Here is a 15,086-nt window from a genome sequence, read left to right on the forward strand (position 1 = left end):
TGAGAAGTAAAAATATATGTTTTGAATGTCGTAAAGATATAAAAGATTTTAATTGAGCAATGTTAAATTTTTATTTTGTGGAGTCACGCTCAATTAATTCGGTTTCAATAACTACGGTTTCGTAGATATCTTCTTCGTCTTCTCTTTCTAAATTATTTATCAATAATTCAGCTGCTTTTTCGCCTATTTTTTTACCATGTTGACTGACTGTAGTTAAAGCAGGTACTGCATGTTTAGATAAAACACCATCTGTAAAACCAACAATTTGCAAATCGTCTGGAATTGTTAATCCTAACTTTCTAGCAACCTTCATTGTTGTAATAGCATACAGCTCGTTTACAGCAAAAACACCGTCAATTTTTTTATTATTTTTAAATAAGTTTTCAATTTCTACTTCTAAAGAATCTAAATGATCTTCGGATAATAATTGATCATGAACTTTTAATATTAAACTTGCTTTTGGATGTATTTTATGATCTTCTAAAGCTTCTAAATACCCTTGAGTCCTTAATTTTCCTACACTAACATAATCTTTAGTAGTTACAATTGCTATGTTTTTACAACCACAAGCAATTAATTTATTGACTGCTAATTTTGCACCTTCAGAGTCATCAACTATTACTTTATCGCATTTAATATCGTTAACCACACGATCAAACATTACAATTGGCATTCCTTGATTAATAGTTTCAGTAAAATGATGAAAGTCTTGCTGCTGTTGGGTTTCTTTTGCAATAGACAATATAAAACCATCTATACTTCCGTTGGCTAACATTTCCATATTTATAACCTCTTTAGCAAAAGACTCGTTTGATAATCCAACAATAACATTATACCCTCTTTGATTGGCTACAGCCTCTATACCACTAATGACCTTGGAGAAAAAGTGATGCACAATTTCTGGTATTATAATACCTATAGTTTTTGTCTTCCTATTTTTTAAACTCAGTGCAATATTATTTGGTCTGTAATTATATAGCTTAGCAAAAGCCTGAACTTTTTGACGTGTATCTTCACTAATTTCGATACTATTTCTTAAGGCTTTAGATACTGTTGAAATAGACACATCTAACTCTCTTGCTATTTGTTTTAGGGTTACTTTTTTTTTCATAAAATTTAAACTGAATGACAATGTTGTAGATTAATAAAAATAATGACGTAAAGTTATTAGTTTAATTAAAACGAAAGTCACAAAGTGATGATTATTCATTATTTGGAGGTGATTTTTCTTAAAATCGCAAAAAGTTGTCAACACGAAAACGTTTTCGTAGCGTATTCTCAAAAACGATACAAAAAATTAACACAAAATTTACATAGCTTTATCATCGAGAAGTAAAAATATATACTAAAAAATTAAAACTAACTTAATAATATTGTATGAAAACAATTTTTAAAAGGCTACTACTAGCTTTACTGTTTATACCTACTGTAATTTTGGCTCAAAGCACAGTTACAGGTAAGGTAACAGAGCAAGCATCTGCCCTACCCATACCAACTGCCAATGTTGTTATAAAAAATACAACTAAAGGTACTACTACTGATTTTGATGGTCAGTTTACCATTGAGGCTAATAAAGGAGATGTTTTAGTATTCTCTTACGTTGGTTACAACACACAAGAAATCACTTATAATGGTGAATCTACTCTTAATATAAAATTAGTTGAAGACGCTGCGCTTTTGGACGAAATCGTTGTAATTGGATATGGTGGTGTTAAAAAAGAAGACATTACAGGTACAACAGACCTACTAACAAGTGAGGATTTTAACAAAGGTCCTATAGTATCTGCTCAATCATTAATTAGTGGTAAAGTTGCAGGTGTAAATGTAACCTCTGGAAGTGGTGCACCTGGTGAAGGACAAAGTATAACAATTCGTGGTGCTGGATCTTTATCTTTAACTACTGAACCACTTTACGTTATTGATGGTATACCATTAGACAATGGTGGAGTTGGAGGAACCAGAAACCCTTTAAACTTTATAAACCCAAATGACATCGAAACATTTGTTGTTTTAAAAGACGCTTCTTCAACCGCTATTTATGGTTCAAGAGCTGCAAATGGTGTTGTTTTAATAACAACTAAAAAAGGAAAAAACAAAGATTTTAAATTTAATGTTAGCTCTCAAACAACTGTTTATAGTCCAATTGATGATATTGATGTCATGTCTGCAAGTCAGTTTAGAACTTTGATTAACGACATTGGTTCTCCAGAGCAAATTGCGTTATTAGGTAATGCTAATACAAATTGGCAAGATGAAATCTACAGGACTGCTTTTGGACAAGATCATAACTTTAGTGCTTTAGGAAGTGCTTTTGGAGTACCAATGCGTGCCTCTTTAGGATATTCTGAACATGATGGAATATTAGATGGAGACAATTTAAAACGTACTACTGGATCTTTAAGCCTAACTCCTAGCCTATTAGATGATCATTTAAAAGTGGCTTTAAATGCAAGAGCAATGTACACGGAAAATACTTTTTCTGACAGAGGTGCTATTGGAAGTGCTGTAAGTTTTGACCCAACACAATCTATATTTGATACTAACTCACAATATGGTGGATATTTTACTTGGTTAGATAATGGAACTGGTAACCAAAATAGTTTGGCTCCTACAAATCCACTAGCCTTATTAAACTTAAAGGATGACACAGCAGAAGTGAGACGTTTTGTTGGAAATGCAAAAGTAGATTACAAAATCCACGGTTTTGAAGCTCTAACTGCAACTATAAATGTTGGTTATGACACATCAAACAGTCATGGACGTACAGTTACTAGTGAGCTAATACCAACTTCTGATGAGACCTTCAACGGATCAAAAACAAGTTATAATCAAAATTCTTACAACAAATTGTTTGATGCTTATTTAACTTACAATAAAACACTTAATGATATACATAATTTAACAGTTGCTGGAGGATACTCATACCAATCTTTTGAGTACGATAATTTTAGTAATGATAGTGAAGCTGAGGAAGACGGAAATCAATTTGAGTTTATAGATAAATCTAAAAATGTTTTATTATCTTACTTTGGTAGAGCCAATTACAATTATGATAGCAAATATTATGTTACCGCTACTTTAAGAGCCGATGCCTCTTCAAAATTAAATCCTGATGATCGTTGGGGAATTTTCCCTTCTGTAGCTGCAGCTTGGAGTATACATCAAGAAGATTTTATGCAAGATTCATTTTTTAATGAATTAAAATTACGTGTTGGTTATGGTGAAGTAGGTAACGTTAATGGATTAGGTGATTACCAGTTTTTAACACGTTATAACGGAAGTACAGATACAGCAAATTATCAATTTGGAAGTGGCTTTTTTCAAACTTACAGACCAGAACCTATTAATGAAGATTTACGTTGGGAAATTGGAAAAACATTTAATGTTGGTTTAGACTATGCCTTTTTTAACAGACGTGTTTCTGGATCAATAAATGCATATATGAAAGAAACAAATGACCTTATTGCAAGTTCATTAGTTGACCCTTTCACAAACTTTGGAAACCGAATAAATGCAAATATTGGTAACATGGAAAATAAAGGTTTAGAATTCAATTTAAATGTGATACCTGTAAAAACTGATAATTTTGAATGGTCAGTTAATTACAATATTTCTTTAAACGAAAACGAGATAACTAAACTTAACACAGATCAACCTCAAGGAGGTATCTCTACAGGTGTAGGTAATACAGTTCAAATACACAGAGAAGGTGAATCTGCAAATAGTTTCTATGTTTTTGAACAAGTTTATGACGCTAATGGGACACCACTAGAAGGTGTATTTGTAGATAGAAATGGTGATAACATTATTAATGACGAAGACAAATACGTCAAAGAAGATCCTTTTGGAGATGTCCTAATGGGTTTTAACACTAATATAAACTATAAAAACTGGGATTTTTCACTACAATCAAGAGCTAGCCTAGGTAACTATATGTATAATGATGTTGAAGCTAATAGAGGAGTTTTAGCTAATGCAACAAATAACAACATCTTAACAAATATCCATACAGATTATTACAATACTGGTTTTACTGTATTAGATGCTAATACAGCTGTAAGTGATCACTTTGTACAAGAAGCTTCTTTCTTTAAAATAGACAATATTACAATTGGTTATACTTTAGATAAAGTAAAAAATACAACGTTTAGATTTTACGGATCATTACAAAACGTATTAACAGTAACAGATTACAATGGATTGGACCCAGAAATTAATTTAGGTATCGATAATAATTTTTATCCAAGACCTAGATCATTTGTAATGGGAGTAAACATTGATTTTTAATAAAAGAAAAGAAAAATGAAAACAAAACTTAAACACCTAATTGTAATCATGGTCCTGTCCTTAGGATTGGTATCATGTCACGACGATTTAGATCAATCACCAATTGATCCAGATAGTTTTACTGAAGAAGATGTATTTGCAAATGCAACCGAAGCTAAAGGTGCATTAGCAAAATTATATGCCAGTCTAGCATTAACAGGACAACAGGGTCCTTCGGGACAAGCAGATATTGCAGATATTGATGAAGGATTTTCTCAGTATTCTAGAATGCTTTTTAACCTAAACGAATTAACGACAGATCATGCAGTTGTAGGTTGGGGAGATGCTGGCTTACCAGACTTACATGGTCAGTACTGGTCTGGTAACAATGATTTTAGTGAAGCTATGTATTATAGATTAGCTCAAGAAGTATCATTTTGTAATTCATTTATAACCAATGCTGCTTCATTAACTGATGGAGAAGTGTCAAGCTTTATTGCAGAAGCACGTTTTTTAAGAGCTTTTGCTTATTATAATTTAATTGACTTATTTGGTAATGTTCCTTTAGTAACTGAAGTATCTACAGATTTACCACAACAAGCCTCTAGAACAGAATTATTTAATTTTGTAGAATCAGAGTTACTTGATATTCAAGGAGATTTAAAACCTGGTCGTTCTAACGAATATGGAAGAGTTGATGAAGTTGCAGCTTGGGCTTTATTATCTAAATTATATTTAAATGCAGAAGTATGGACTGGTACTGCACGTTATACAGATTGTGTGACCTATTCTAATAACGTTATAAACTCAGGATACAGCATTAATATTAATGACGCTAATGGTAACGGGACAGCTTATGACGAACTATTTTTAGCTGATAATGATACCAATGGAGCTCAAGACGAATTCATTTTCGCTTTAAATTTTGATGGATTAAGATCACAAACTTATGGTGGTAGTACATTTTTAGTACATGCAGCTATTGGCGGAACTATGGATGCCACAGAATTTGGTGTTAATGGTGGATGGGCTGGACTTAGAACCACAAAAAAACTAGAAGAAAAATTTAACTATACCGTATTAACTCAAGATATTCAAGAAATTAATAATGCATTAGGAGCAATGTCTGATTGGGGAATTATAGGAGATGGTACACCAAATGGCTGGAATGATCCAGATACTAAAATGTATCAAATTGGAACTAACCAATTTGCAATATATGCCGAATTAACAGATGGTTTTTTAAAATTTAGATTTAATAACGATTGGGGAACTAATTATGGTGATGATAATGCTGATTTATCTTTAGAATCAGATGGTCAAAATATCCCAGTTTTAGCAGGACAATATTATATCACTTTAGATCTTGATAATTTAACATATAGTATTGAAAATGTAGATTTCAATGACTTACTAGAAACATCAATAGAAGGTGATAAAAGAGCAATGTTTTATACTGATGGTCAAAATTTAGAAATTGAAGATATCTCCTCGTTTACAGATGGCTATGCTGTTACTAAATTTAAAAATATCGATAGTGATGGTGACCAAGGTGTTGATTCTGCAGGAGATTTTGTAGATACAGATCTTCCATTGATTAGATTAGCTGAAATTTATTTAAACTATGCTGAAGCAACTGTTAGAGGTGGTAGTGGTGATCTAAACCTTGCTACAGCAAAAATTAACGAATTAATTGAAAGAGCTAATGGAGACTCAAGCGCTAACATATCAAGTGGAGACATTACTTTAGACTTTATACTTGACGAAAGATCAAGAGAGTTATACTGGGAAGGCCAAAGACGTAGTGATTTAATTCGTTATGACTATTTTACGACAGATGCTTACTTATGGCCATTTAAAGGTAATAGTCCTCAAGGAACTTCTGTTTCAAACTACAGAAACTTATTTCCTTTACCTAACAGTATTATAACAGTTAACCCAAACCTTTCTCAAAATGAAGGGTATTAATAACTATTAAAATGAAAAATATATTTTATAAATTAGTCCTTTCGTTATGCATTGCAACTCTTTTTTTGAGTTGTGATGAAACGGAAATAACCGAATTAAATAGTAACGGAATTCCTGTAGTTTCACTTTCAGAAAATACAGTAGTTTTAACCGAAGCTACCGCAGATGAAGAAGCTTTAATAGTCACTTGGACAGAACCAAACTTTGGTTTTAGTGCAGCACCTCTTGCATATAATGTGTTAATAGATACAGAAAATGGTGATTTTTCATCACCAGAAAGTGCTACAGCAAGTATGCCTTTAGAAAAAACTTTTACAGTACAACAACTAAACACACTTTTAACAGCGCTTGAATTACCCCCAAACGAAGAAGCTCAAGTTCAACTAAAAGTTGAAGTCAAATTAAGTAATGTATCAAGTGTATATTCTGAAGCTATAAATTTAACTGTAACACCTTACCCAGGACTTCCAGACCTTAGTACAACTTGGGGAATAGTGGGTGATGCTACACCTAATGCATGGGATGGGCTAGACGTACCTCTTTACAAAACAGACACAGAAGGTGTACTTGCTGCTTATGTACATTTAATTGATGGTGAAATTAAGTTTAGAGAAAATAATGATTGGGATGTAAATTATGGAGTTACTGGAACAGGTAACGCTTTAGAAGCTAACGGAGGAAATATAACTGTTACAGAAGGAACATATTATATTACCATGAATTTAAACAATCTTACCTATACAATGGAAGATGCTTCAACTACTGATATTTGGGGATTAGTTGGAGACTCAACTCCTAATGGTTGGGATGGACCAGACTGGACTTTTTACCCAGCTGGTAATGACCTTTACGTAACTAAAGTCAATTTGACTGATGGTGAACTAAAATTAAGATTAAACAATGATTGGGGAACCAACTACGGAGACACAGGTTTAGATAATACTCTAGATGATGGAGGAGATAATATTATTGTAACAGCTGGAACTTATAATATTGTTATAGATTTATTTAATCTAACTTATACGCTAGAAGTACAGCCGTAATCTTATAAATTTAATATTGTATTAAATAAAACTTTTAAAGCCTATTTACTTGTAAAACTAAATAGGCTTTTTCTTTATAAACTATAATTTAATTTCACATTTTAAAAAATATTAAAATGAAAAAAATATTACTCAACTTATTATTATTTCTACCATTACTAGTACTTAGCCAAGTCACTGTTAATCCAAACCCTATATTAGTAAATCAACCAGTAACCATAACTGTAGATATAACTGCATCTACTTGTAATAGTATTGTTAATCCTGCAAAAGTATATGCGCATCTAGGAGTTGGTAATGAAAGTGACGAATACGGAATTAAAGTCGTAGGTAATTGGGGACAAGATGATGGCGTTGGTGAAATGACCAATAATGGTGATGGCACTTGGAGTATAACAATCACACCTAGTACTTATTTTAATTTAACAGCTACTGAAGAAACAGAAGTCACCAAAATGGGATTAGTATTTAGAAACCCAAACGGTAGCCAAGAATTAAAATTAGACAATGGTGGTTGTCAAAACTTTGTATTTGATGTAGGAGCTTTTCAAGTAGATATGATTAACCCAGAATCTGACGGAGTTGTAGTTGTAACTAGCAATTCAGACACACAAATCATTGCTCAAAATTCAAATGGTGATGCTAATTATGTACTTAAAGCTAATGGTACAACTATTAATACAGCAACTACCAATTTTTATAACTATTCTTTTTCTAATATAACAGAAAACAAATACTGTCAATTAGAAGTCACACAAGGAACAGAAGTTGTTATTAAAAACTTCACAATTCTTGTTAATAGCAGCACATCTCAAGCATTACCTGCTAACATGGAAAACGGTATTAATTACACCAGCAACACCTCTGCAACATTAGTTTTAGAGGCTCCTTTAAAAGATTTTGTATATGTCGCAGGAAGCTTCAATAATTACTCACCAACATCTGCTTATGCAATGAAAAAAGATCCAACAACTGGACAGTTTTGGTTAGAGTTAACTGGACTAACTGCTGGTCAAATAGAAACTTACCAATATTGGGTTGGTGCAGAAAACCCTGTTTCTAACTCGCCAAATCTTGTAAAAACTGCAGATCCGTATTCAACATTAGTATTATCTCCATTTGATGATCCTTATATTCCAGCATCGTCTTATCCAAACTTACCTAGTTACCCAACTGGTCAAGACAGAGAAGTTACAGTTTTACAAACAGGTCAAACAACCTATAACTGGCAAGTAACTGACTTTGAAAAACCTAAAAAAGAGGATTTAGTAATCTATGAAGTGCTAATAAGAGATTTTGATAAAAATGCTGATGGAGGTCGTAATTACCAACAATTAATAGATCGAATAGACTACTTCAAAAACCTTAACGTTAATGCCATTCAACTGATGCCAATAATGGAATTTGAAGGTAATGAAAGTTGGGGATACAATACGTCTTTCCATATGGCTTTAGACAAATATTATGGTACAGAAGACAAACTAAAAGAGTTTATTGATGTGTGTCATCAAAATGGAATTGCAGTCATTTTAGACATCGCTTTAAACCATGCTTTTGGACGTAACTCTATGGTTAGAATGTGGATGGACGATCCTGATAATGATGGTTGGGGAGAACCAAGTAGCGAAAACCCATATTTTAATCAAGTAGCCACACACACTTATAGTGTTGGTTCTGATTTTAATCACTCTAACTCAAAAACTCAAGATTATGTTCAACGCGTAGTAAAACATTGGATTGAAGAGTTTAATATTGATGGATTACGTTGGGATTTAACTAAAGGATTTACCCAAAATTGTACTGAATCGGACGAAAATTGTACTAACCAATATCAAGCAGACAGAGTTGCTATTTTAAAACAATACGCAGATTACTCTTGGTCTCTTGATGATGATCATTATGTGATTTTCGAACATTTAGGTGGTACACAAGAAGAAAAAGAATGGGCTGATTATAAAATAAACGAAGGTAAAGGAATCATGCTTTGGGGAAAAATGACAGAGCCTTACAATCAATTAACTATGGGTTATGCCTCAGGAAGTAACATTAATGGAATGGGTCACAATAGCAGAAACTTTGATGCTCCAAGATTAATTGGTTATCCAGAAAGTCACGATGAAGAGCGATTAATGTATAGAAATTTACAATACGGAAACAGCAGTAACACAAACCATGATGTTACCAATTTAAATACAGCAATATCAAGAATGTCTGCTTTAGGAGCTGTAAGTTTAACAATTCCAGGACCAAAAATGATATGGCATTTTGGAGAGCTAGGTATGGAAAACTCGATTTACACTTGTAATAATGGTAACGTTAATGATACTTCAGGATCGGATGGAGACTGTAAATTAGATACAAAACCTCAACCACAGTGGGACAACAATTGGTTAACGGCTGCTACAAGAAGTCAAGTCTATAGTGATTGGGCAAGACTAAATGATTTAAAAGTAAACCAGTCTGTTTTTGAAGGTCAGTATGTTATTAACAACACAACTAATCCTGATGTTAATACTTTAACACCAAGAATTTTTATTTCAGATAACACAATTCCTTCAGATCAATTAAACAATGTTGTTATTTTAGCGAACTTTAATGTTACCTCACAAAATATAACTCCTGACTTCCCTTCAACAGGTACTTGGTATGATTTAATGGACGCAACTAATAGCACAAGTATTAACGTTACAAGTACAACAGCACCAATAACTATTCCTGCAGGACAATTTAAAATTTATGGTAATGCAGCACCTCAAAACTTAAGCACAGAGGAGTTTGCATTGTCTAGTACTTTTAAACTATATCCAAATCCGTCAAGCACTTCCTTTTCAGTTAATAAAATAGTAAATAACGTTCAAATAATGGATGTATCAGGAAAGCTAATAAAGGATTTTAAAGGTCGTTTTAATGCTGGACACAAGTTTAGCATTCATAACTTAGCAAAAGGACTATATCTTGTCACAACAACAACAAGTGAAGGTTTAATAAAAACTACTAAACTGATTAAATCATAATGATTTAATCAATTTAAACCGAAAAGCTTCAGTCAACCGCTGAAGCTTTTTTTGTTATATAAAATAAATGGCATAAAAAAAGCTTCTCAAAAATGAGAAGCTTTTTTTTCTTTGTACAGGCGGAGAGACTCGAACTCTCACACCTCGCGGCACTAGATCCTAAGTCTAGCGTGTCTACCAATTCCACCACGCCTGCAACTTATACCGATAATTTCGGATTGCAAATATAAACAATAGTTTGAATATTCATAATAACTTCAAACAAATTATTTTCCTTTTTGTATTTTTACCTAAATTCAATAATATTTTTTTCAATGAAAAACATAAAATCTTACGTTCAAGAAAACAAACAACGTTTTCTTGACGAATTAATAGAGCTACTTAAGATTCCCTCTATAAGTGCAGACTCAGCTTACAAAAAGCACACAATAAACACTGCAGAGGTCGTTGCAAAAAGCCTAACAGATGCTGGTTGTGACGTAGTAGAAATTTGCGAAACAGAAGGCTATCCAATTATTTACGCACATAAAATAATTGATAAAGATTTACCAACAGTTTTAGTTTATGGTCATTATGACGTACAACCACCAGACCCATTAAATTTATGGACATCACCACCATTTGAGCCTGTAATTAAAACAACAGATTTACATCCTGAAGGAGCCATTTTTGCACGTGGTGCCTGTGATGACAAAGGTCAAATGTACATGCACGTTAAGGCTATGGAGTTTATGACCAAAAATAATACTTTACCTTGTAACGTCAAGTTTATGATTGAAGGCGAAGAAGAGGTTGGTAGTGTTAACCTTGGTAAATTTGTAAAGCAAAACCAAGAAAAGCTATCAAATGATGTGATTCTAATTAGTGATACTGGTATGATTGCAAAAGACACACCATCCATTACAACAGGATTACGTGGTTTAAGTTATGTTGAGGTAGAAGTTACAGGGCCAAATCGCGATTTACATTCTGGTTTATATGGTGGTGCAGTAGCAAATCCAATAAACGTATTGACTAAAATGATAGCCTCGCTTCATGATGACAATAATCATATTACCATTCCATGTTTTTATGATAATGTTGAAGAATTATCAAAAGACGAGCGTGCACAAATGGCTAAAGCCCCTTTTTCTTTAGATAAATATAAAGCAGCTTTAGATATAGATGCTGTCTACGGAGAAGAAGGTTATACAACCAACGAGCGTAACAGCATAAGACCAACCTTAGACGTTAATGGTATTTGGGGAGGTTACACAGGCGAAGGCGCAAAAACAGTAATTGCTAGTCAAGCATTTGCAAAAATATCTATGCGATTAGTACCAAACCAAGATTGGGAAAACATTACAGACCTATTTAAAAACCATTTTGAAAGTATTGCTCCAGAAGGCGTCAAAGTAAAAGTAACACCTCATCATGGTGGACAAGGTTACGTAACACCAATAGATAGTGTCGGTTATCAAGCAGCAAGTAAAGCCTATCAAGAAACCTTTGGTAAAACACCAATACCACAACGTAGTGGAGGAAGCATACCAATCGTATCATTATTCGAGCAAGAACTAAAAAGTAAAACCATTTTAATGGGCTTTGGTTTAGACAGCGATGCAATACATAGTCCAAACGAACATTTTGGAGTTTGGAACTACCTAAAAGGGATAGAAACCATCCCGTATTTCTACAAATATTTTACTGAAATGCATAAATAATAATTAGGGTGTCACCACCTTTTGCTTTAAAAGTGGCAAAAGGTGGTCGCGTCATCCGTTATATCTTTATTTTGCCATATATGGCAGCAAAATAAAGGATGCCACTACTACCGCTTACACGTTAGACCTACTGCTAACAACTAAAAAACAACACCTTACCTAAATTATTTCAATAAAAAAACAGCTCTACATTTGTAGAATTGATTTTTTATTCTACATTTGTAGAGGTTAATCTAAACTTGTAGACATGCAATTATCAAAAACGGAAGAAGAATTAATGAATCACCTATGGAAGCTAGAAAAAGCTTTCATGAAGGACTTATTAGAAGCCTATCCAGAGCCTAAACCTGCAAATACTACTATAGCGACATTATTAAAACGTATGACAGACAAAGGTTTTGTGACTTACACTAAATTTGGTAACTCAAGACAATACTATCCTTTAGTTAATAAAAAAGACTATTTCTCTAAGCATGTTAATGGGTTAATCAAAAACTTTTTTAACAATAGCAGTTCTCAATTTGCTTCATTTTTTACTAAAGAAACAGATTTAAGTAAATCAGAATTAGAAGCATTACGCTCTATAATTGATAATGAAATTAAAAACAAATAATTATGGGATTACTGCTATTAAAATCCATTACCTGTCTATTAATACTTCTTATATTCTATAAATTAATATTAGAAACTTTAAGCAACCATAAATTTAAAAGAGCCTATTTATTAATCGCTATTTTAACATCAGTCATTACGCCTTTTATAACCTTTGTAAAATATGTAGCTCCTTCAGTTGATAAGGTATTGCTAATTGATAATAATACAGAAACAATACCATTAAATACAACTTTTAAAATAGCAGAAGGCACTAATTACTTAGCATTTGTATTATGGAGTTTATACGCAATTGGTGTTAGCTTATTCTTAATTAGGTTTGGAAAAAATGTTTTTGGGATTGTTTCAAAAATTAAAAAACATGAAAAAGTTAAACATAATAATTTCATCAATGTTTTAATACATCAACTGGAAATTCCACATACTTTTTTCAACTTCATTTTTCTTAATAAAAATAAATTCGAACACAATCAAATTCCGCATGAAATATTACTACACGAACAAACACATGCTAAACAAAAACATAGTTTAGATATATTATTTATTGAGCTATTACAAATAATGTTTTGGTTTAATCCATTGTTATATTGGTTAAAAAAAGAGGTTAAACTTAATCATGAATTTTTAGCTGACCAAGCGGTTTTAAATCAAGGAGTAGACACTAAAAACTATCAAAATATTTTGCTAGCGTTCTCATCAAACCAGCAGGAACAGGCATTAGTTAATGCCATCAATTATTCATCAATCAAAAAACGTTTTACACTTATGAAAACACAAACAACAAAATCAGTCGCTTGGCTACGCAGTTTACTACTGCTTCCATTATTAGGAGTTTTAATTTACAGCTTCAGTAATACAATAGAAATTGAAAAAGAAACTAACTCTAATTTATTACAAAAATTTGAAAATGCATCAGAAAAGGTAAATTCTAAAATTAATTATATAAATGAAATTAATAAAGACGAGTATTATAAAAATGTAACAATAATATTTAGAGATAAAAACAAGAATGTAATTGCAACTAAAAAATATGTTGACTTATCTGAATTAGAAAGGAAACTATTACCACCTCCACCATCCAAACCAAAAAAGATTAGCCCAACAAAACAACAGTTAAACAATTGGTTGGACAGTAAAAAATATGGTATTTGGTTAGACGGAAAAAAAATTAACAATAATAAATTATCATCATTATCAACATCAAGTTTTGCTCATTATTTTGAAAGTAAATTGGCTAAAAATGCTTTAAACTATGGCAAACATTATTACCAAATAGATTTATACACAGAAGATGCATTTAACAAAAATTGGGAGGATACAATAAAACCTTTAAGTAAAGAATCTGAAATATTTATCTACTATAATCAAAAAGCATTAAGTAATAATAAAAAACAAATTTCAAATTATACTCAATCTGCGACTTTTTTAGAAAACACAAAATTACTAGTAAACGGAATAGAATGTGATGGTTGTAAACTTAATTTAAGTAAAAAAGGCATAATTGGACTAATATTATCTACCAATAACAAAGAAGCAATCACGGAGTTTAAACTTAAAATACCCGGAATTAAAACCTTATTTAACGAAGGTAACATGCCTAATAACGAAACTAAACAATATATTACAAGAGCTAAGCAAGGAGATATTATCCAAGTATTTGACATTAAAACTAAGTCCAATAAATTTAAGCCTGTTGTTATAAAGGTTGTAGACAAAAATGATGAGAATTATTCTGAATCACCTAAAGTAAAAAAAGGAGACGCGTCTAGTATTCCTCCTCCACCTCCACCACCTCCAGTAAATCCTAATGCAACACCAGAAGAAAAAGCAAAACAAGAAGAAGTCATAGAACAATACAATAAAGAGAATAAAATTATAAAAGGAAAGGTGTACAAGAATCCACCACCTCCTCCTGCTGCTCCAACACCACCTGCACCTTTGAAAAGTGATAAAGAACTTGTTGAAGCAAAAAGAGCTAAATTGATTGCTAGACGTAATCAAATAATAGCTGAAAGAAATAAGAAAAAAAGCACTTTAAAAAAGGCAAAATCAATAGAAAGAAAAGAAGCACTAGAAAGTAGAAGAGCTGAACTTATAGAAAAAAGAGACGCCAGGAAAATAGCACTTCAAAAAAGAAGAGATAATATGCTGCCTCCACCTCCACCAAAATCTCCTTTACAACATGTTATTGATATGTCTAAAAAAGGAGCGACATTTTACTACAACACCAATAAAATATCATCTGATAAAGCTATCGAATTAATTAAACAGAATAAAAATTTAAATATTTCTTCAAATACTGATAATGGTAATTCAACTGTAAAAATCTCAGAAAAAGGAATAATTACAATTAATGATAACTAATTAAAACGATTAAAAAATTCAAACTTAATATTAAAAACCTCATTTTTTTGAGGTTTTTTTAGCTCTAAACTGTAACAAAAGCTAGCACTTAGCGTTCTAATAGATATCATCAATCA

8 protein-coding genes and 1 tRNA gene are annotated in these 15,086 nt (G+C 32.0%); 7 read left to right on the forward strand and 2 right to left on the reverse strand.

Features of this window, described 5'->3' with window-relative positions; genetic code table 11:
* Positions 1 to 70 precede the first annotated feature (70 nt).
* Positions 71 to 1,111 (reverse strand): LacI family DNA-binding transcriptional regulator, encoded by a 1,041-nt coding sequence (locus JAO71_RS10270; RefSeq protein WP_028289368.1) that lies wholly within the window; start codon positions 1,109 to 1,111, stop codon positions 71 to 73.
* Positions 1,112 to 1,377: 266 nt separating this feature from the next.
* Here JAO71_RS10270 and JAO71_RS10275 point away from each other — a divergent pair, with 266 nt between their 5' ends.
* From JAO71_RS10275 to JAO71_RS10290, 4 genes are all read left to right on the forward strand, one after another.
* Entirely contained in the window at positions 1,378 to 4,287 is a 2,910-nt protein-coding gene (locus JAO71_RS10275) for a SusC/RagA family TonB-linked outer membrane protein (protein WP_203000681.1), read from the forward strand.
* Positions 4,288 to 4,302: 15 nt separating this feature from the next.
* Entirely contained in the window at positions 4,303 to 6,234 is a 1,932-nt protein-coding gene (locus JAO71_RS10280; RefSeq protein ID WP_116823542.1) for a RagB/SusD family nutrient uptake outer membrane protein, read from the forward strand.
* Between the two features lie 11 nt (positions 6,235 to 6,245).
* Positions 6,246 to 7,277 (forward strand): SusE domain-containing protein, encoded by a 1,032-nt coding sequence (locus JAO71_RS10285; RefSeq protein WP_116823543.1) that lies wholly within the window; start codon positions 6,246 to 6,248, stop codon positions 7,275 to 7,277.
* 116 nt (positions 7,278 to 7,393) lie between these two features.
* Positions 7,394 to 10,291 (forward strand): alpha-amylase family glycosyl hydrolase, encoded by a 2,898-nt coding sequence (locus JAO71_RS10290; protein WP_203000683.1) that lies wholly within the window; start codon positions 7,394 to 7,396, stop codon positions 10,289 to 10,291.
* A 114-nt stretch (positions 10,292 to 10,405) separates the two neighbouring features.
* Here JAO71_RS10290 and JAO71_RS10295 read toward each other — a convergent pair.
* Positions 10,406 to 10,487 (reverse strand) — tRNA-Leu (locus JAO71_RS10295).
* Between the two features lie 118 nt (positions 10,488 to 10,605).
* Between JAO71_RS10295 and JAO71_RS10300 the strand changes: the two genes are divergently transcribed.
* The 3 genes from JAO71_RS10300 to JAO71_RS10310 all read left to right on the forward strand — a co-directional run bounded on the left by JAO71_RS10300 (position 10,606) and on the right by JAO71_RS10310 (position 14,970).
* Positions 10,606 to 11,994 carry a dipeptidase gene (locus JAO71_RS10300; RefSeq protein WP_203000685.1) on the forward strand — a complete coding sequence of 463 codons (1,389 nt, stop codon included), beginning with the start codon at positions 10,606 to 10,608 and terminating at the stop codon, positions 11,992 to 11,994.
* A gap of 247 nt (positions 11,995 to 12,241) precedes the next feature.
* Positions 12,242 to 12,607, forward strand: coding sequence for a BlaI/MecI/CopY family transcriptional regulator (locus tag JAO71_RS10305; RefSeq protein WP_203000687.1), 366 nt, complete (start codon positions 12,242 to 12,244; stop codon positions 12,605 to 12,607).
* Between the two features lie 2 nt (positions 12,608 to 12,609).
* Positions 12,610 to 14,970, forward strand: coding sequence for a M56 family metallopeptidase (locus JAO71_RS10310; protein ID WP_203000689.1), 2,361 nt, complete (start codon positions 12,610 to 12,612; stop codon positions 14,968 to 14,970).
* Positions 14,971 to 15,086: the final 116 nt, after the last annotated feature.

The organism is Olleya sediminilitoris (genome assembly GCF_016785945.1).
Lineage (GTDB): Bacteria > Bacteroidota > Bacteroidia > Flavobacteriales > Flavobacteriaceae > Olleya > Olleya sediminilitoris.